At 58.0% G+C, this 18,685-nt stretch carries 20 protein-coding genes; 15 read left to right on the forward strand and 5 right to left on the reverse strand.

What is annotated here, in order from left to right; genetic code table 11:
* Window positions 1-2 precede the first annotated feature (2 nt).
* The 7 genes from hflC to ACLI4M_RS12220 all read left to right on the forward strand — a co-directional run bounded on the left by hflC (window position 3) and on the right by ACLI4M_RS12220 (window position 8,366).
* Entirely contained in the window at window positions 3-1,007 is a 1,005-nt protein-coding gene (gene hflC, locus ACLI4M_RS12190; protein ID WP_048917399.1) for a protease modulator HflC, read from the forward strand.
* A gap of 81 nt (window positions 1,008-1,088) precedes the next feature.
* On the forward strand, window positions 1,089-1,289 hold the full coding sequence (locus ACLI4M_RS12195; RefSeq protein WP_048917398.1) for a DUF2065 domain-containing protein: 201 nt from the start codon (window positions 1,089-1,091) through the stop codon (window positions 1,287-1,289).
* A gap of 122 nt (window positions 1,290-1,411) precedes the next feature.
* Entirely contained in the window at window positions 1,412-2,710 is a 1,299-nt protein-coding gene (locus tag ACLI4M_RS12200) for an adenylosuccinate synthase (protein WP_133625131.1), read from the forward strand.
* Between the two features lie 183 nt (window positions 2,711-2,893).
* A complete protein-coding gene (nsrR, locus tag ACLI4M_RS12205; RefSeq protein ID WP_048917397.1) occupies window positions 2,894-3,337 on the forward strand; it encodes a nitric oxide-sensing transcriptional repressor NsrR in 444 nt (147 codons plus the stop codon).
* A gap of 16 nt (window positions 3,338-3,353) precedes the next feature.
* Complete coding sequence (gene rnr / locus ACLI4M_RS12210; protein ID WP_048917396.1) at window positions 3,354-5,792, forward strand: ribonuclease R; 2,439 nt, start codon at window positions 3,354-3,356, stop codon at window positions 5,790-5,792.
* 120 nt (window positions 5,793-5,912) lie between these two features.
* The gene (gene rlmB / locus ACLI4M_RS12215) at window positions 5,913-6,650 is read left to right on the forward strand and encodes a 23S rRNA (guanosine(2251)-2'-O)-methyltransferase RlmB (protein WP_048917395.1); all 738 of its coding nucleotides are present in this window, start codon (window positions 5,913-5,915) and stop codon (window positions 6,648-6,650) included.
* 84 nt (window positions 6,651-6,734) lie between these two features.
* On the forward strand, window positions 6,735-8,366 hold the full coding sequence (locus ACLI4M_RS12220) for an isovaleryl-CoA dehydrogenase (RefSeq protein ID WP_133624868.1): 1,632 nt from the start codon (window positions 6,735-6,737) through the stop codon (window positions 8,364-8,366).
* On the opposite strand, the gene bsmA is transcribed toward ACLI4M_RS12220, so the two are convergent.
* Window positions 8,340-8,666: a biofilm peroxide resistance protein BsmA gene (bsmA, locus tag ACLI4M_RS12225; RefSeq protein ID WP_048917430.1), complete on the reverse strand. Its 327-nt coding sequence runs from the start codon at window positions 8,664-8,666 to the stop codon at window positions 8,340-8,342. The two genes, ACLI4M_RS12220 and bsmA, sit on opposite strands and share 27 nt — an antisense overlap.
* A gap of 46 nt (window positions 8,667-8,712) precedes the next feature.
* Window positions 8,713-10,647 (reverse strand): methyl-accepting chemotaxis protein, encoded by a 1,935-nt coding sequence (locus ACLI4M_RS12230; RefSeq protein WP_133624867.1) that lies wholly within the window; start codon window positions 10,645-10,647, stop codon window positions 8,713-8,715.
* 74 nt (window positions 10,648-10,721) lie between these two features.
* On the opposite strand from ACLI4M_RS12230, the gene yjfP reads away from it, so the two are divergent.
* From yjfP to rplI, 5 genes are all read left to right on the forward strand, one after another.
* On the forward strand, window positions 10,722-11,471 hold the full coding sequence (yjfP, locus tag ACLI4M_RS12235) for an esterase (RefSeq protein WP_133624866.1): 750 nt from the start codon (window positions 10,722-10,724) through the stop codon (window positions 11,469-11,471).
* A 229-nt stretch (window positions 11,472-11,700) separates the two neighbouring features.
* On the forward strand, window positions 11,701-12,096 hold the full coding sequence (rpsF, locus tag ACLI4M_RS12240; RefSeq protein ID WP_034891402.1) for a 30S ribosomal protein S6: 396 nt from the start codon (window positions 11,701-11,703) through the stop codon (window positions 12,094-12,096).
* A gap of 6 nt (window positions 12,097-12,102) precedes the next feature.
* Window positions 12,103-12,420: a primosomal replication protein N gene (gene priB / locus ACLI4M_RS12245; RefSeq protein ID WP_048917429.1), complete on the forward strand. Its 318-nt coding sequence runs from the start codon at window positions 12,103-12,105 to the stop codon at window positions 12,418-12,420.
* Between the two features lie 4 nt (window positions 12,421-12,424).
* Entirely contained in the window at window positions 12,425-12,652 is a 228-nt protein-coding gene (gene rpsR, locus ACLI4M_RS12250) for a 30S ribosomal protein S18 (RefSeq protein ID WP_002210155.1), read from the forward strand.
* Between the two features lie 39 nt (window positions 12,653-12,691).
* Complete coding sequence (gene rplI, locus ACLI4M_RS12255) at window positions 12,692-13,144, forward strand: 50S ribosomal protein L9 (RefSeq protein WP_048917391.1); 453 nt, start codon at window positions 12,692-12,694, stop codon at window positions 13,142-13,144.
* A gap of 54 nt (window positions 13,145-13,198) precedes the next feature.
* Here the strand turns inward: rplI and ACLI4M_RS12260 are convergent, their stop codons facing one another.
* Window positions 13,199-13,894 carry an OapA family protein gene (locus ACLI4M_RS12260; protein ID WP_180276718.1) on the reverse strand — a complete coding sequence of 232 codons (696 nt, stop codon included), beginning with the start codon at window positions 13,892-13,894 and terminating at the stop codon, window positions 13,199-13,201.
* Window positions 13,895-14,102: 208 nt separating this feature from the next.
* Here ACLI4M_RS12260 and fklB point away from each other — a divergent pair, with 208 nt between their 5' ends.
* Together fklB and cysQ are read left to right on the forward strand one after the other, a co-directional pair.
* On the forward strand, window positions 14,103-14,723 hold the full coding sequence (fklB, locus tag ACLI4M_RS12265; protein WP_048917390.1) for an FKBP-type peptidyl-prolyl cis-trans isomerase: 621 nt from the start codon (window positions 14,103-14,105) through the stop codon (window positions 14,721-14,723).
* A 179-nt stretch (window positions 14,724-14,902) separates the two neighbouring features.
* Window positions 14,903-15,643 carry a 3'(2'),5'-bisphosphate nucleotidase CysQ gene (cysQ, locus tag ACLI4M_RS12270; RefSeq protein ID WP_133624865.1) on the forward strand — a complete coding sequence of 247 codons (741 nt, stop codon included), beginning with the start codon at window positions 14,903-14,905 and terminating at the stop codon, window positions 15,641-15,643.
* Between the two features lie 193 nt (window positions 15,644-15,836).
* Here cysQ and ACLI4M_RS12275 read toward each other — a convergent pair whose 3' ends face one another.
* Window positions 15,837-16,394, reverse strand: coding sequence for a YtfJ family protein (locus ACLI4M_RS12275; RefSeq protein ID WP_133624864.1), 558 nt, complete (start codon window positions 16,392-16,394; stop codon window positions 15,837-15,839).
* A 319-nt stretch (window positions 16,395-16,713) separates the two neighbouring features.
* Here ACLI4M_RS12275 and ACLI4M_RS12280 point away from each other — a divergent pair, with 319 nt between their 5' ends.
* Window positions 16,714-16,920, forward strand: coding sequence for a DUF1107 domain-containing protein (locus tag ACLI4M_RS12280; RefSeq protein ID WP_048917387.1), 207 nt, complete (start codon window positions 16,714-16,716; stop codon window positions 16,918-16,920).
* 49 nt (window positions 16,921-16,969) lie between these two features.
* On the opposite strand, the gene ACLI4M_RS12285 is transcribed toward ACLI4M_RS12280, so the two are convergent.
* Complete coding sequence (locus tag ACLI4M_RS12285) at window positions 16,970-18,304, reverse strand: hemolysin family protein (RefSeq protein ID WP_133624863.1); 1,335 nt, start codon at window positions 18,302-18,304, stop codon at window positions 16,970-16,972.
* Between the last annotated feature and the right edge of the window lie 381 nt (window positions 18,305-18,685).

The following is an 18,685-nucleotide window of genomic DNA, read 5'->3' on the forward strand; positions in this document are numbered from 1 at the left end:
CGATGCGTAAGCCATTAATCGTACTATTGATTGTTGTGCTGGTGGTGCTGTACGCGTCACTGTTTGTGGTGCAGGAAGGCCAGCGCGGCATTGTGATGCGCTTCGGTAAAGTTCTGCGCGATGATGAAAATAAACCGCTGGTGTATGCGCCAGGCCTGCACTTCAAGATCCCATTCCTGGAATCTGTGAAGTCACTTGATGCGCGTATCCAGACTATGGACAACCAGGCCGACCGCTTCGTCACCAAAGAGAAGAAAGACCTGATTGTTGACTCCTATATCAAATGGCGCGTCAGCGACTTCAGCCGTTATTACCTCGCCACCGGCGGCGGTGATATTTCTCAGGCCGAAGTGCTGCTGAAACGTAAGTTCAGCGACCGTCTGCGTTCTGAGATTGGGCGTCTGGACGTGAAAGATATCGTCACCGATTCCCGTGGCCGTCTGACCACCGATGTGCGCGATGCGCTGAACACCGGTAGTGCGGGTGCGGATGATGAAGTGGCTACGCCAGCAGCAGACGATGCGATTGCCTCTGTGGCTAAGCGCGTTGAGAGCGAGACCAACAGCAACGAACCGGCTATCAACCCGAACAGTATGGCGGCGTTGGGTATCCAGGTGGTTGACGTGCGCATCAAGCAGATCAACCTGCCAACCGAAGTGTCTGATGCGATCTATGCGCGTATGCGTGCCGAGCGTGAATCCGTTGCCCGTAGCCAGCGTGCTCAGGGTGCGGAAGAAGCCGCCAAAGTGCGTGCTCAGGCCGACTACGAAGTTGAACGTACGCTGGCAGAAGCCCGCCGTCAGGCTCTGATCACGCAGGGTGAAGGTGATGCCGAAGCGGCCAAGCTGTTTGCTGATGCTTTCAGTCAGGACCCGGATTTCTACGCCTTTATGCGTAGCCTGCGTGCTTACGACAACAGCTTCAAGAGCAATCAGGATGTGATGGTGCTGAGCCCGGATAGCGACTTCTTCCGCTTTATGAAAAGTCCGTCTTCCTCCACGCGCTAATAATCTGCTATAACGTGCGAAGGGCCGGTTCTCCGGCCCTTTTTTTATGGGATTTTCCAGGCGAAGCGGCGAGTAACAATAATGAATACAACTGTATGGATGGCGTTAGGGCTGGTGCTGGTGTTCGAGGGGTTAGGCCCGGTGCTCTATCCGCAGCTGTGGCGGCGGATGATTCTGGCAATGGCAAACATGCCCGATGGACTGCTGCGCCGGGTTGGCGGTGGGCTGGTGGTGGCAGGCGCAGTAATCTACTACATGCTCAGCCGCGCGAACGGGGCATAGGCTTAACGCTGCGGGTGATGTCGCGCACTTTGGCAAAAAAGTCCGCAATCGTATGCTAAAACAGCTGAAAGACTAAAATGACGATGGTAGAATCCTTTTTTAAGCAATCGGTGATTTTGAAAATGGGTAAGAACGTCGTCGTACTGGGCACCCAATGGGGTGACGAAGGTAAAGGTAAGATTGTTGACCTTCTGACAGAACGCGCTAAATACGTAGTGCGCTATCAGGGTGGCCATAACGCTGGCCACACGCTAGTCATCAACGGTGAGAAAACCGTCCTCCACTTAATTCCATCTGGCATCCTGCGTGAAAACGTCACCAGCATCATCGGCAACGGTGTTGTTCTGTCGCCTGCCGCGCTGATGAAAGAGATGAAAGGTCTGGAAGATCGTGGCTTCCCGGTACGCGAACGTCTGTTCATTTCAGAAGCCTGCCCACTGATCCTTGAATATCACGTTGCCCTTGATGTGGCACGTGAGAAAGCCCGTGGCGCGAAAGCGATCGGCACCACCGGTCGTGGTATCGGCCCGGCCTACGAAGATAAAGTTGCCCGTCGCGGCCTGCGTGTTAGCGACCTGTTCAACAAAGAAACCTTCGCGGCGAAGCTGAAAGAAGTGATGGATTACCATAACTTCCAGCTGGTGAACTTCTACAAAGAAGAGGCAGTCGACTTCGACAAAGTGCTGGCGGATACTCTGGCGATTGCCGATATCCTGACGGGCATGGTGGTTGACGTTTCTGAACTGCTGGACGGCGCGCGCAAGCGTGGCGACCTGATCATGTTCGAAGGCGCGCAGGGTACGCTGCTGGACATCGACCACGGTACGTATCCGTACGTAACCTCTTCCAACACCACCGCAGGTGGCGTGGCAACCGGTTCGGGTATTGGTCCGCGCTACGTTGATTACGTGCTGGGCATTGTCAAAGCCTACTCCACGCGCGTTGGTGCAGGTCCATTCCCCACCGAGCTGTTCGACGAAACCGGTGAGTTCCTGTGCAAGCAGGGCAACGAGTTTGGCGCCACCACTGGCCGTCGTCGTCGCACCGGCTGGCTGGATGCGGTTGCCGTGCGCCGCGCGGTGCAGATCAACTCCCTTTCTGGCTTCTGCATGACCAAACTGGACGTGCTGGATGGCCTGAAAGAGGTAAAAATCTGTGTAGCCTACCGCATGCCGGATGGCCGCGAAGTGACCACCACCCCGCTGGCAGCAGAGGGTTGGGAAGGCATTGAGCCAATCTACGAATCCATGCCGGGCTGGTCTGAGACCACCTTCGGGGTGAAAACGCTGGATGGCCTGCCGCAGGCAGCGCGCGACTACATCAAGCGCATTGAAGAAGTGACCGGAGTGCCGATTGATATTATCTCTACCGGCCCGGACCGCAGTGAAACCATGATTCTGCGCGACCCGTTTGACGCATAATTCAGTTTCAGGCCGGGCAATGCCCGGCCAGCTTTTATCCAGCACCGGTTATCCGCCGTTCCCCTCTGCTGTCATGATAAATAAAATGGCCCCAATCGCTGAGGCTGGTTTATTATCATTGCTAATCACACCCATTCTTAAGCGGACGATCGCAACAACCGCGGTGAACTCTCTGAGGTTTTCTTGCAGCTGACCAGTTTTACAGATTATGGTTTACGTGCGCTGATCTATCTCGCCACGCTTCCGGCAGGCCAGATGACCAGTATCAGCGAAGTCACGGACACTTATGGCGTGTCACGTAATCATATGGTCAAAATAATCAATCAACTTAGTCGTGCTGGCTATGTTGCTGCCGTGCGCGGTAAGAATGGCGGTATCCGACTGGGTAGGCCTGCTGAAGAAATAGTGATAGGTCAGGTGGTGCGCGATATGGAACCGCTACAGCTGGTGAACTGCCACAGCGATTTCTGCCACATCACCTCTGCCTGCCGCCTGAAAAAAGCGCTGCATGACGCCGTCCAGAGTTTTCTGCGTGAACTGGACCAATACACCCTGGCCGATCTGGTTGAAGACAACCATCCGCTCTACAAAATTTTGCTGAATGAACGACCTTCATTCAGCAGCTGACAACGGAGGAACCTCGATGTCACACGATCCCTTTCAGGAACGAGAAGCTGAAAAGTACGAAAACCCCATTCCAAGCCGCGAGTTCATTCTTGCCCATCTGGACAAACGCGAAAAGCCGGCCAGCCGTGAAGAGCTGGCGCAAGAGTTAGATATCAGCGGCGAAGAGCAGATCGAAGCGCTGCGCCGCCGCCTGCGCGCCATGGAGCGCGATGGCCAGCTGGTCTTTACCCGCCGCCAGTGCTACGCGCTGCCGGAGCGCCTTGATCTGCTGAAAGGCAAGGTTATCGGCCACCGCGACGGCTTCGGCTTCCTGCGCATTGAAGGTAGCAAAGACGATCTCTACCTCTCTGCCGAACAGATGAAAATGTGCATGCACGGGGATATGATCCTCGCGCAGGCGATGGGCGCCGACCGTAAAGGCCGCCGCGAAGCCCGCGTAGTGCGCGTGGTTGAGCCGCGTAACGCACAGATTGTTGGCCGTTACTTCACCGACTCCGGCGTTGGCTTTGTCGTCCCGGATGACAGCCGCCTGAGCTTCGACATCCTGATCCCGGCTGAAGAGCTGATGGGTGCGCGCATGGGCTTTGTGGTGGTGGTGGAGCTGACTCAGCGCCCAACCCGCCGCAGTAAAGCCGTCGGTAAAGTGGTGGAAGTGCTCGGCGATAACATGGGCACCAGCATGGCGGTCGATATGGCGCTGCGCACCCATGATATTCCACACGAATGGCCGGAAGCACTGGAAAAACAGATTGCTCACCTTAGCGAAGAAGTGCCGGAAGAGGCGAAACAGGGCCGCGTTGACCTGCGCGATCTGCCGCTGGTCACTATTGATGGCGAAGACGCCCGCGACTTCGATGATGCGGTATTCTGCGAGCGTAAGCGCGGCGGCGGCTGGCGCCTGTGGGTAGCGATTGCTGACGTCAGCTACTACGTGCGCCCGGGTACCCCGCTGGATGACGAAGCGGTGAATCGCGGTACCTCGGTTTACTTCCCTTCCCAGGTGGTGCCGATGCTGCCGGAAGTGCTGTCAAATGGCCTCTGCTCGCTGAACCCGGAAGTTGACCGTCTGTGTATGGTGTGTGAGATGACTATCTCCTCCACCGGCAAGCTGACCGGCTACAAACACTACGAAGCGGTGATGAACTCCTTCGCCCGCCTGACCTATAACAAGGTGTGGAACATTCTGCAGGGGCATCAGGAACTGCGCGAGCAGTACCAGCCGCTGGTGAAAGATCTGGAAGAGCTGCACCGCATGTATCTGGCGCTGGAAAAAGCGCGCGAGCAGCGTGGCGGTATCTCCTTCGAGACCGAAGAAGCGAAATTTGTCTTCAACGCCGACCGCCGCATTGAGCGCGTCGAGCAGGTATCGCGTAACGATGCGCACAAGCTGATCGAAGAGTGCATGATCCTCGCCAACATCGCTTCAGCCCGCTACGTTGAGAAAAACAACGAACCGGCGCTGTTCCGCGATCACGACCGTCCAGGTGATGAGAGCATCAAGAGCTTCCGCTCGGTGCTGAATGAGCTGGGCCTGACGCTGCCGGGCGGCGACAAACCGCAGCCGGTGGACTACTCCGCGCTGCTGAGCCAGATCGCCGGTCGTCAGGATCACGAAATGCTGCAAACTATGCTGCTGCGTTCAATGAAGCAGGCGGTATATGACCCGGAAAACCGTGGCCACTTCGGTCTGGCGCTGGCTTCTTACGCGCACTTCACCTCGCCGATCCGCCGCTACCCGGACCTGCTGCTGCACCGCGCCATCAAGTATCTGCTGGCGAAAGAAGCGGGCACCCTGCAGGGTAACACCACGCCAACCGGCGGCTACCATTACGAAATGCCGCAGATGCTGCAGCTTGGCCAGCACTGTTCGCTGACCGAACGCCGCGCCGATGAAGCCACGCGTGATGTTGCCGACTGGCTGAAGTGCGACTTTATGCAGGATCAGGTCGGGGAAACCTTTAGCGGCGTGATCTCTAGCGTCACCGGCTTCGGCTTCTTCGTGCGCCTGACCGATCTGTTCATCGATGGTCTGGTACACGTTTCGACGCTCGACAATGACTACTACCGCTTTGACGCCATCGGCCAGCGCCTGATCGGTGAATCCGGCGGTCGTACCTATCGCCTGGGCGATACTGTTGAAGTCCGCGTTGAGGCGGTGCATATGGATGAGCGTAAGATCGACTTCGCGCTGATCTCAAGCAGCCGTAAGCCGCGTGGCGAAGGCAAAACCGAGCGCGAGCGTGAAAAACGCGGTGCGGCGAAAAACAGCGGCAGCCGTCGTCGCGCACCGCGCAAGGGTGCCAACTTCGAGCCGGACAGCGCCTTCCGCCCGGCCAAAGGGGCAGAAAATACCCCTGCGGCAAACAAAGAGAAGAAACCGCGTAAGCCGTCGGATAAAACCCGTAAACCTGGCGCCACGCGCGCTAAGCGCGCGAAGAAGACCGACGACGCCTAATCGCATCCGGGCGATGCAGCGAAACGGGGTAACCTGTTTTTCGTAGGGGCTGACCCTCTTTTTCGGTCAGCCTGCTTCGGTCACCCACTAAATGAATATGACATTTGAGTATCCTGAACCATGAGTGAAATTGTTTTTGGTATCCACGCCGTGCAGGCGCTGCTCGACAGCGACCCGCAGCGTTTCCAGGAAGTATTTATCCTGAAAGGGCGTGAAGACCGCCGCTTGCAGACGCTGGTAAAAGCGCTGGAAGCACAGGGCATCGTTATCCAGGTTGCCAACAAGCAGATGCTGGACGCTAAATCTGAAGGTGCCGTGCATCAGGGCATCATCGCGCGCGTCAAGCCGGGCCGTCAGTATCAGGAAGGCGATCTGCCGGACCTGCTGGCCAGCCTGGATAACCCGTTCCTGCTGATCCTTGATGGCGTCACCGACCCGCATAACCTCGGGGCCTGCATGCGCAGCGCTGATGCTGCTGGCGTTCACGCCATCATCGTGCCTAAAGATCGCTCCGCGGCGCTTAACGCCACGGCGAAAAAAGTCGCCAGCGGCGCAGCAGAACACGTGCCACTGATCCGCGTGACCAACCTGGCGCGCACGATGCGCGTGCTGCAGGAGGCCAACGTGTGGATCGTCGGAACGGCGGGCGAAGCTGACCATACTCTTTACCAGAGCAAAATGACCGGCCCGATGGCGCTGGTGATGGGCGCGGAAGGCGAAGGCATGCGCCGCCTGACGCGTGAGCACTGCGACGAACTGATCGGTATCCCAATGGCGGGTAGCGTTTCATCGCTGAACGTCTCCGTCGCCACCGGTGTTTGCCTGTTTGAAGCGGTGCGTCAGCGCAGCGTGAAGTAAATTGTCCGGGGCGTGACCTGCGCCCCAGCATTCTCCTCTGTCCGTCCTATCCTTTCCTCTGGCTTGTCAGAAAAGGATGCCGCAATGGACTGGAAAACTCATCGCGTTTTTAATCAGCCCCGACCGCTCAGCAACAGCAATCTGTTTCTCTCTGATACTCCCCTGCTTGAGGCCGTGCAGCGTGAAGGCGCTGGCTGGGACAGCGAGCGCCTTGCGTCCGTCGGTCAGCAGTTGGGTAGCGCCGAATCGCTCGAACTGGGGCGGCTGGCGAACCGTCATCCTCCTGAACTGCTGCGCTATGATGCCCGCGGCGAGCGGCTTGACGAACTGCGTTTTCACCCGGCATGGCACCTGCTGATGCAGGGGCTGTGCGCCAACCGCGTACACAACCTCGCGTGGCAGCCGGATGCGCCAGCGGGCGCGTTCGTCGCGCGCGCCGCGCGTTTTCTGCTGCATGCGCAGGTGGAAGCCGGCACGCTGTGCCCGGTAACCATGACCTTCGGCGCCATTCCGCTGCTGCAAAAATCTCTGCCGCCACCTTATCAGCACTGGCTGCCCGGGCTGCTTTCTGACCGCTACGATCCCCATCTGCACGGCGGCGAACAAAAACGCGGGCTGCTGATCGGCATGGGGATGACGGAAAAGCAGGGTGGTACCGACGTGCTGAGCAACACCACGCGGGCAGAACCGCTGGCGCAGCGCGGGCCGGGCGAAGCCTACCGGCTGGTGGGGCACAAATGGTTCTTCTCGGTGCCGCAGAGCGATGCGCATCTGGTGCTGGCGCAGACGGCGGGCGGGCTCTCCTGCTTCTTTCTGCCGCGCCTGCTGCCGGATAACACGCGTAACGCGGTGCAGATCGAGCGCCTTAAGGACAAACTGGGTAACTGCTCCAACGCCAGCGGTGAAGTGGAGTTTCGCCACGCCAGCGGCTGGCTGATAGGCGAAGAGGGCGAGGGCGTGCGGCAGATCCTCAAAATGGGCGGCTACACCCGCTTTGACTGCGCGCTCGGCAGCCACGCCCTGATGCGCCGCGCCTTTTCCGTGGCGCTCTATCATGCACATCAGCGCCAGGTGCAGGGCAAAACCCTGATCGAACAGCCGCTGATGCGCCAGCAGCTGTGCGCGCAGGCGCTGCTGCTGGAAGGGCAAACTGCCGTGCTGATGCGGCTGGCGCGCGCCTGGTCCCAGCCCGCCACGGCCGGCGAGCGCAGCTATTGCCGCCTGCTGACGCCCGCCGCCAAGTTTGCCGTCTGCCAGCGCGGGCCGGGATTTGTCGCGCAGGCGATGGAGATCCTCGGCGGGATTGGCTACTGCGAGGAGAGTGAGCTACCACGGCTGTACCGTGAAATGCCGGTCAACAGCATCTGGGAGGGATCGGGAAATGTGATGTGCCTCGACGTGCTGCGCGTGCTGGCGAAGCAGCCTGCGGTGCTGGAGCAGCTTGAGGCCGGTTTTGACGGTGTGAAAGGGCAGAGCCGCGACTTTGACCAGCGCTGGCGCCAGCTGCGGCAGGCACTGAAACGCCCGCAGGAAGCGCAGGCGCGGCAGCTGGTCGAGCGTTTATTCACTCTGGCAACGGCGGAGCAGGTGCTGCGCCATCTCGACCCACCGCTGGCGGATGCGTGGTGCCGCCAGCAGTTAGATCCGCAGTCAGGTTATCTGCTGACGGAAAAGGTCTGTCAGCGCCTGCTACTGCGCGCCAGCGGCGGCAGCTGACGGGCCGTAAAGAATGGCTGAGCCGTACCACATGCCCGGCGCCACGGTCTCACTGACCATCTGGATCAGATAGTAAGTGGCACCTGCGGCGTTGGCTTTCGCGGCCAGCTCACGCTCGGCGTCGTCCGGGGAGCCGCGCACCGTCGCGCTGATGGTGCCCAGGCGCGGCAGGGTGCCGCTCTGCGCGCGGGTGATCTCCTGGGCCTGCGACGTTGCCGCAGGCGGCGGTTGTGGCGTGGTGTTCAGCGCGCTGCAGCCCGTTAGCAGCAGCGCGACCAGCAGAGCAGGTATCTGGCGCATGATATTCATCTCATAACAGTCTGAATATCAGTGTACGCCACAATCATCACTTCACGCTAAACACCTTCACCAGCTCGCTCAGATGGTGCCCCTTGCGGCTCAGCTCCTGCGCGGTCAGCTCGGAGTGTGTCACCAGCTCGCTATTCTGGTGGGTAGCCTGGCCGATCTGCGCCATCGCCAGATTGACGTGGCCGATCCCGGTCGTCTGCTCCTGCGATGCGATATTGATTTCGCTCATCAGCGTCTTTACCTGGCCGATGCTGGCAGTGATGTTATCCATCGCCCTGCGCGTCTGTTCGGACAGTTCATGCCCCTGCACCACTTTGCTCAGCGAGTTAGCAATCAGCCCCTCGATCTCTTTTGCCGCCTGTGCGCTGCGCTGTGCCAGCGAGCGAACTTCGGCCGCCACCACTGCGAAGCCTTTGCCGTTTTCCCCGGCGCGCGCCGCTTCAACCGCCGCATTGAGCGCCAGAATATTGGTCTGGAAGGCGATCGATTCAATCACCTGGGTAATATCGGCAATGCTCTGCGAGGCGGTTTTGATATCCGACATGGTGGCGACGGAGCGGCTAACAGTATTATCGCCGAGGCTGACGGCACTGGCCGCCTCACCCACCAGCTGCAGCGCCTGAGTCACGTTACCGGCGTTTTGCGCCACGGTGGCGCCGAGCTGTTCCATGCTGGCCGAGGTCTCTTCGACGCTGCTGGCCTGGCGCGCGATCTGCTCGCTGATATTGCCGCTGCTGGCGACAATCGCCTCGGTGCCGCTGGCGATCTCATCGGCCGCATGGCGCACCTGCGCCACCACCCGCTCCAGTCCCTCGCCGATACCGTTAATCGCCACGATCAGCTGGCCCACTTCATCCTGGCGCTGAGTGTTCAGCGTCGAGCGCAGATCGCCGGCGGCATACTGACGTGCCAGGGCGATCACCTGCTGCAGCGGCTGGCTCAGCCAGCGGCGTGTTACCCAGACAAACGTCACGGCGAATACCAGGACCATCGCGCTGCCGATCAGCAGGAACAGATTGCGCGTCTGCTGAACCGGGGCCAGCAGGCTGGCTTTATTGACCTGCGCCACCACCACCCAGTTCCACTCCGGCAGATACTGCCAGGCGAGGATCTGCGGCTCGCCGTGTTCATCCAGGGTTTCAAGCGTGCCTTGAGGCTGGTCAAGCAGCTGCTGCTGGGTCTCCTGCGGCAGCGTTGGCCGCTTACCTTCCAGCGTCGGGTGGAACAGATACTGGCCGTACTGTTTCCCTGCCGCGCGGTTCAGCACGAAGAACGAGCCGCTGTCGCCGAGATGTTTCGCCAGCACTTTCTGGCGGATGGCCGCGTACTGCTTGCTGATATCCACCCCGACGAACAGAATGGCAATCACCCGGCCCGCCTCATCGCGCACCGGCTGATACTGTGTGATATAGCGCTTGCCAAACAGCAGGGCCACGCCACGGAAGATCTCGCCCTTCTGCACCGGCTGCCAGGCGGGGCTATTGTGGTCAAGCAGGGTGCCGATCGCCCGATCGCCGTTCTCTTTGCGCAGCGAGGTTGAAACGCGCATAAACTCGTTATCGTGGGTCAGGGCAAAGATAGTGGCAATCGCCCCGGTGCGATCCTGGAAGTCATCCACCAGCACCTGGTCGAGGTTGAGGGTGCGCAGCCCGGCGCGCAGCGTTGGCGTGGGTTGCCCCCCGACGACAATCTGCTGGGATTCATCCAGCGTAAAACGCTTTGGCAGGAAGCTCTGGAACAGCCCGGTGTAATTACTCACCTCTTCAGCCAGCGTGGTGTTGAACATGCCCGCCATATCGCCGATGCCGTTAACCTGGTTTTCCATATCGCTCAGGGTCAGCGTATGAACCTGCTTCGCGGCGCTGTGGCTGAGCGCCAGGGTTAACATCAGGAACAGGACCGCCACGCCAAGCGAGGTCAGTACCGAAAGTTTGACGCCCAGACTCCATGTCTTGAGAGAGAGACGCTTCATTGTTGTGCCTTAATTAGGTTAGGGTGTTACACGGATTAACGGCATGGCGCGGATAAAGTTTATGAGGAAAGGTGATGATCGAGCTGAAGAGTGAAAGTTTCTCCGGGATTGAGTGCCTGCATGCCTTCCCTGCCGGCCAGCGCGATGCGCCACTGCCCAGCGTGATTTTCTATCACGGCTTCACCTCGTCAAAGGAGGTTTACGCCTATTTCGCCGTCGCGCTGGCTCAGGCCGGGTTTCGTGCGGTGCTGCCGGACGCTGACCTGCACGGTGCGCGCTACAGCGGCGACAGCGAACTGCGCCTGACGCGTTTCTGGGAGATCCTGCGTAGCAATATTGACGAACTGCCCGGAATTGAACAGGCGCTGCGCGCGCGCCAGCTGGTGGACGCTGAGCGGCTGGCGGTGGCCGGGGCATCAATGGGCGGCATGACGGCGCTGGGGGCGATGGCGCGCTATCCGCAGCTGCGCGCGGCGGCGAGCATGATGGGCTCCGGCTATTTCAGCCAGCTGGCCCGGACGCTGTTTCCGCCGCGGGTGGCGCGCACGCAGGAGGAGAAAAAACAGCTGGCCGAGCGGCTGGCACCGCTGGCGCAGTATGATGTCGGCCACCAGCTGGAAAAGTTGGCCAATCGCCCGCTGCTGCTGTGGCACGGGGAAGCCGATGAGGTAGTGCCCGCCGCAGAAAGTGCGCGGCTGGAAAAAGCCCTGCGTGACAGCGGGCAGGACGGCAACCTGACGTATCTTACCGAGTCCGGCGTGGGCCACCGCATCACCCCGCCGGCGCTGACCGCCTTTACCGCCTTTTTTAAGCATTATTTATAAGCCGTAGGGGCGGACCCTCTTTTTCGGTCCGCCCGAAATCAACGTACCCGCGCCAATATTTACCTTGTGTTTGTTCCCCCTCGCCAGTATGATTACGCGTCAATTTTTCAGCCGCATTCTCAGGCTGTGACCCGGAGTTTACTCTGGTCACGGCTTATAACGTTCCTTGCTTCCATGGGCCGCGGCTGACCCTGACAGGAGGCTGAATAATCCGTAAGGAGCAAATTCGATGCGTCATTACGAAATCGTATTTATGGTTCATCCTGACCAAAGCGAACAGGTTCCTGGCATGATCGAGCGTTACTCTGCAACCATCACTGGTGCAGAAGGTACGATCCACCGCCTGGAAGACTGGGGCCGCCGTCAGCTGGCTTACCCGATCAACAAACTGCACAAAGCTCACTACGTTCTGCTGAACGTGGAAGCGCCGCAGGAAGCGATCGATGAGCTGGAAACTAACTTCCGCTTCAACGACGCCGTTATCCGCAGCATGGTTATGCGCGTTAAGCACGCGGTAACTGAAGCATCTCCGATGGTTAAAGCTAAAGATGAGCGTCGTGATCGTCGCGAAGATTTTGCTAACGAAACCTCTGATGATGCAGATGCTGGGGATTCTGAAGAGTAATTGTCCGTGACGGCCAATCGTCTGACGCTGTCTGGCACCGTGTGCAAGACGCCGATACGAAAAGTGAGCCCGTCAGGAATTCCACACTGCCAGTTCGTGCTTGAGCACCGTTCAGAGCAGGTGGAAGCCGGTTTTAACCGGCAAGCCTGGTGTCGGATGCCGGTGATTATCAGCGGCAAAGCCCATCAGGCCATTACTCAAAGTATAACGGTCGGTACGCAGGTTACGGTTCAGGGATTTATTAGCTGCCATCAAGGGCGCAATGGCCTGAACAAGATCGTACTGCATGCCGAGCAGATTGAATTGATAGATACTGGAGACTAGCCTAATGGCACGTTATTTCCGTCGTCGCAAGTTCTGCCGTTTCACCGCGGAAGGCGTTGTAGAGATTGATTACAAAGACATCGCTACGCTGAAAAACTATATCACTGAAAGTGGTAAAATTGTCCCGAGCCGTATTACCGGTACTCGTGCAAAATACCAGCGTCAGCTGGCTCGCTGCATCAAGCGCGCTCGCTACCTGTCCCTGCTGCCATACACTGATCGTCATCAGTAATCGGCCGCCGTCTATTAACGACTTAAAGAGGATAAGGTAATGCAAGTTATTCTGCTTGATAAAGTAGCAAACCTGGGCAGCCTGGGTGACCAGGTTAACGTTAAAGCGGGCTACGCTCGTAACTTCCTGGTACCACAGGGCAAAGCTGTTCCTGCTACCAAGAAAAACGTTGAGTTCTTCGAAGCACGTCGTGCAGAACTGGAAGCCAAACTGGCTGACGTTCTGTCTGCAGCTAATGCACGCGCTGAGAAAATCAATGCACTGGGCACCGTGACCATCGCGTCTAAATCAGGCGACGAAGGTAAACTGTTCGGTTCCATCGGTACCCGCGACATCGCTGATGCAGTTACTGCAGCTGGCGTTGAAGTGGCTAAGAGCGAAGTTCGTCTGCCGAACGGCGTTCTGCGTGTGACCGGTGAGCACGAAGTGGACTTCCAGGTTCACAGCGAAGTCTTCGCTAAGCTGATCGTTAACATCGTTGCTGAAGCTTAATCGCTGACGTTAGCGTTGTTCAAAGCGCCGCCCCCTGGGGCGGCGTTTTTGTTTCTATTGCGCTTTTAAGAATGTTCCATCGGGCTGGCGGGTAAACAGTATTTCCCCATTGCCGCTGTCCAGCGTCAACCCTGTCACCACTCCCTGCGCATCCTGACGAATCTTCACCGTCTGCCCGGCATGTAACGTGCTGAGCGGTTTATCGTTGCCCTCAACCCGCGCCATCGCAAACACATCATTGACCGGCAGATTATTGTCACGGAACAGCTGCGCCAGCGTCTGGCCGGAGGCAATCAGGTATTCATGCCACTCGCCCTGGCTGTCCGACTGGGCGGTGCTGGTTTGCGCGGGCGGCGCAGTGGGTGTTGTTGCTGGCGGAGGGCTATCGGTGATTTCCGCCTGTAACGGCACTTCAGTGCCGGCGTCGCCGCTCTGCATGGGCGTGACCGGCTGCACCGCACGCTGTTGCGGGGTTGACGGCCACAGGAAGGCCAGCAGGACAACCAGCGCGGCGGCAATAATGCCGCGGCGATGAGGCGCTGGCAGCGGGTTCATCCAGCTTATCTGGTCCGGCAAATGCCAGATTTGATGAAGCCACGACGATAAACGTGATGTTGGCGATGCGTCTGGCATTGCTTCTTCCTCCTGGCGCGACACTCGCGCAATCAGTGAGCGGTTTGCCAGCCAGTTTTTGACCTGGCTGACTAACTGCGGCTGGCCTTTCCTTCGCCTGCGGGCAATCTGGCCCATTTATACCTCTAATACACTGTAGCTTAGCCCGTTGCTGGTGGCGTGTTTTTATCGGTACAGGCCAGCAAGGGGTTTTGGGGCTAATAATCGGAAGTGATATTGTTTCCGTTTCACGGCGAAAAGTCACCAGTGGAAGATGGGATTTTACGCCCGTTGTCTGCGCTGTTATGCTTCGTCTTCGGTTTTATCAATGATGAAAGGAAAATCCATGACAACCCCTTCTTTTGACAGCGTTGAAGCGCAAGCAAGTTACGGTATCGGTTTACAGGTCGGTCAGCAGCTGCAGGAATCTGGTCTGCAGGGTTTACAGCCAGAAGCACTGCTGGCAGGCCTGCGCGACGCGCTGGAAGGGAATGCCCCGTCCGTTCCTGTTGATGTGGTTCACCGCGCGCTGCGTGAAGTTCACGAGCGTGCAGAAGCCGTGCGTCAGGAGCGCCAACAGGCCATGGCAGTAGAAGGTCAGAAGTTCCTGGAAGACAACGCCAAGCGTGACGGCGTCAGCAGCACCGAGACTGGTTTACAGTTCAGCGTGCTGACTCAGGGTGAGGGCGCAATCCCATCCCGTCAGGACCGCGTACGCGTCCACTATACCGGTAAACTGATCGACGGCAGCGTGTTCGACAGCTCCGTACAGCGTGGCGAGCCGGCTGAATTCCCGGTAAGCGGCGTGATCCCAGGCTGGATCGAAGCGCTGACCCTGATGCCGGTTGGCTCTAAATGGGAACTGGTGATCCCACACAACCTCGCCTACGGCGAGCGCGGTGCGGGTGCTTCCATCCCACCATTCAGCACCCTGGTGTTTGAAGTCGAACTGCTGGAAATCCTGTAAGTTCTTCGCGGGCCGGGCATCGCGCCCGGCCCCTGAGCCTGCCTGCGAAAACACCGCCACAACCCGCCTTTTCCCCGCCCCTTAACTCTGTGATTTATCATAAAATACCAGGAAATCGTGTCCCTGCGCGTCAGGTGCGTTATGCTGTTGAAAACACCAGAACAGTCAGGAGGTGGGAAGTGTTAGACCAAATTTGTCAGCTGGCGCGTGATGCCGGTGATGCCATTATGCGAGTGTACGACGGCCAAACGCCGTTGGATGTCGCCCATAAATCCGATGATTCCCCGGTTACGGCAGCAGACATTGCCGCGCACAAGGTGATCGTTGCTGGCCTGCAGGCGCTGACGCCGGCGATCCCGGTGCTGTCAGAGGAAGATCCTGCCGACTGGGAAGTGCGTCAGCACTGGCAGAAATACTGGCTGGTTGACCCGCTTGATGGCACCAAAGAGTTTATTAAGCGTAACGGCGAGTTCACGGTGAACATCGCGTTGATTGAGGGCGGCAAGCCGGTGCTCGGCGTGGTTTATGCGCCGGTATTACAAGTGCTCTATTCCGCCGATAATGGCAAAGCCTGGAAAGAAGAGGGCGGGCATAAGGTGCAGATCCAGGTGCAGAACGCGCATCCGCCGCTGGTGGTGGTGAGCCGCTCCCATTCCGATAGCGAGTTGGAAGATTATCTCAGCCAGTTGGGCGAGCATCAGACCACCGCGATTGGCTCATCGCTGAAGTTCTGCCTGGTGGCGGAAGGCAAAGCGCAGCTCTACCCGCGCTTTGGGCCAACCAATATCTGGGACACCGGTGCGGGCCACGCGGTGGCGCTGGCAGCGGGCGCCCACGTGCACGACTGGCAGGGAAAAACGCTGGATTACACCCCGCGTGAGTCGTTCCTCAACCCCGGTTTCCGCGTCTCAATTTATTAATAGCAGCCGGGGCGGGCCGATCGGAAAAAAGGATCGGCCCCTACGGTTCATGTTGTCCGCGATTTATTGAGTTTTGCCGGGGCGGGCCGATCGGAAAACACCATCGGCCCCGACGGTTGATGCTATCTGGGTTTCTGTAGGGGCGGACCCTCTTTTTCGGTCCGCCCTTATTGGGGGGCCGCCCTGGTCATCATTAGTGCAGCAACGCTTGCAACAGCGTTATCACCTGCTTCACCTCATCCTGCGTCAGCGCACCCTCTTTGGCGAACCGCACCTTACCCTGCTTATCCAGCACGATAATCGCTGAGCCGCCGCTCTCCAGCTGCCAGGCTTTACGTGCCGCACCGTTGCTATCGACAATGAACTGCGACCACGGGAACTGCTGCTTGTTGCTGTGAATGCTGCTGCGCACGAACATCCCGGTGCCGGGAATGGCATCATCGGTGTTTACCACCGTGGTTGTCTGGTAGCGGTCGTGCGGCAGTTTTGCCGCTTTGATCGCCTCAATCAGCGCCGCGTTCTGCTCTTTAGCGGAAGATCGCCCGGCAATATGCTGTATCACTCGCACTTTCCCGGGCAGCTGCGCGCTGTTCCAGTTTTTATAGCTAAACTTATCCTGCTGCAGCACCAGTTCCCCCTTGTCGGCAATCCCGACCGGCGCAACGCGTTCCCCCATGTTGAAGTTGTGCGCAGCGACGGTAAAAGGGATAAAAAGGCAAAGTGTAGCTGCCAGTTGGCGGGCTGTTGTCATGATGGCTCCCGAGTTTCGATGTGATCCGACCAGTTAGTCATGGTTCTGCAATAATAAGCGCGGATGATGCTGCTGTCGCATCGAAACAACATCTTTGCAACAGATCGCACAAAACCCTATGTATTGAAGGTTTACACTGTGCAGGTACGTTCGGGTAACAGAGAGTTCTGTCATGATGTGTAAAAACAGTAAAAAAAATCGCTTTTAGGAACATCGGCAACGAATGTTGTTCTATATTGTAGTCACTTTGCGCTTCACCACTTCGTACCGTGCTTGGTCACGATGAAGCGTACGCTATACGTTCAGGAGTAAAAACAGAATGAAGATCTTCCAGCGATATAATCCATTTCAGGTCGCTAAATACGTTAAAACGTTGTTCCGAGGAAGGTTGTATATCAAGGATGTGGGCGCGTTTGAGTTCGATAAGGGCAAGATCCTTATTCCCCGCGTCAAGGATAAACAGCACTACAGCGTGATGTCAGAAGTTAACCGTCAGGTTCTGCGCCTGCAGACTGAGTTTAACTGATGAAAAAGATTTAGGGTCAGGCATGCCTGACCCCTACAAAATACTTCCTCTACGAAACCACACTCTCTTCAGGATCTTTCGGCAGCGCCGGCGTAGTCGGGCGCGCATCAATGCGTGTCACCAGCAGCTGGTCGATGCGGTAACTGTCGATGTCGACAACCTCAAACTTAAAGCCGTGGAACTTCACGAAGTCGGTACGCTTTGGAATTTTGCGCAGCATAAACATCATAAAGCCGCCGATGGTTTCATAGTTGCCGGACTGCGGGAACTCGTCGATATGCAGCACGCGCATCACGTCATCAATTGGCGTTCCGCCCTCTACCAGCCATGAGTTCTCGTCGCGCGCGACAATCTGCTCTTCCATTCCCTGGCCGACCAGGTCGCCCATCAGCGTGGTCATCACGTCGTTGAGGGTGATAATGCCCACCACCAGCGCGTATTCATTCATGATCACCGCGAAGTCTTCACCCGCCGCTTTAAAACTTTCCAGCGCTTCAGAGAGCGTCAGCGTATCCGGCACAATCAGCGCCGAGCGGATCTGCACGCCGCTGTTCAGCGCCATGCTCTGATTACCCAGCACGCGCAGCAGCAGCTCTTTCGAGTCGACGTAACCGATAATGTGGTCAATATCTTCGTTGCACACCAGGAACTTGGAGTGCGGGAAGCGGGCGATCTTCTCTTTCAGGCTGCCCTCATCTTCGTGCAGGTCAAACCACACCACGTTTTCGCGGGAGGTCATCGATGAAGGCACGGTGCGCGACTCCAGCTCGAACACGTTCTCGATCAGCTCATGCTCCTGCTTGCGCAGCACGCCAGCCAGCGCGCCCGCCTCCACCACCGCGTAGATATCGTCGGAAGTGATGTCGTCTTTGCGCACCAGCGGGATTTTAAACAGGCGGAAGATGATGTTAGCCCCGCCGTTAAAGAACCACACCAGCGGGCGGAACAGAAACAGGCAGAAACGCATCGGGTTGATGATCTTCAGCGCCACGGTTTCCGGCGCGATCATGCCAAGACGTTTGGGGAACAGGTCGGCAAACAGAATAAACAGGCTGGTGACCACGGTGAATGAGCAGATAAAGCTAATGCGCTCCGCCATCTCCGGCTCGAAGAAGCGTTCAAACAGCGAGCGGAAAGCGGGGGAGAAAGCGGCATCGCCGACGATACCACCAAGAATGGCGACGGCGTTCAGGCCAATCTGCACCACGGTAAAGAACATGCCGGGGGTTTCCTGCATCTTCATTACGCGCTGCGCGTTGATGTTACCTTCGTCCGCCAGCAGCTTAAGCTTAATTTTGCGGGCAGCCGCCAGAGAAATTTCTGACAGAGAGAAAAATGAGCTGATGGCAATCAGCAGTACGATGACAAGCAAGCTGTCTAACATAGAACATCCATTATTTGGCTCGGCTCTGTGGCGGTGAGAATAGGCTCGCGCTGTCAGAGTGGGCCGGGTTAATCACTTGTCATTTTTGGCCTGGGCAGCGCGCAGGATGATGTCGAATCGGGTCGATCAGGGCTATCCGTGCCAAAAATGTCTGCGGTTCGGCAAGTGCGCCGGAGCAGAAGGGTAATCAGGGCGCGGTGCGTCCTGTTGGCAGATTATAGCTGTGCAGGCGAGCGCTTACAATTACGGCAGTTGCGGGAGTGGATGGCGCGCGGAGAAAAGTGCGGCGACTTGTCCGATCGCCATAGCGCGTTACACTCCTTTTACCCGCAATCGCGATACTGTGTTGTAACGTACCGTGACTTTGCACACAATAGGCAC

The organism is Erwinia sp. LJJL01 (assembly GCF_047300805.2).
Taxonomy (GTDB): Bacteria; Pseudomonadota; Gammaproteobacteria; order Enterobacterales; family Enterobacteriaceae; genus Erwinia; species Erwinia aphidicola.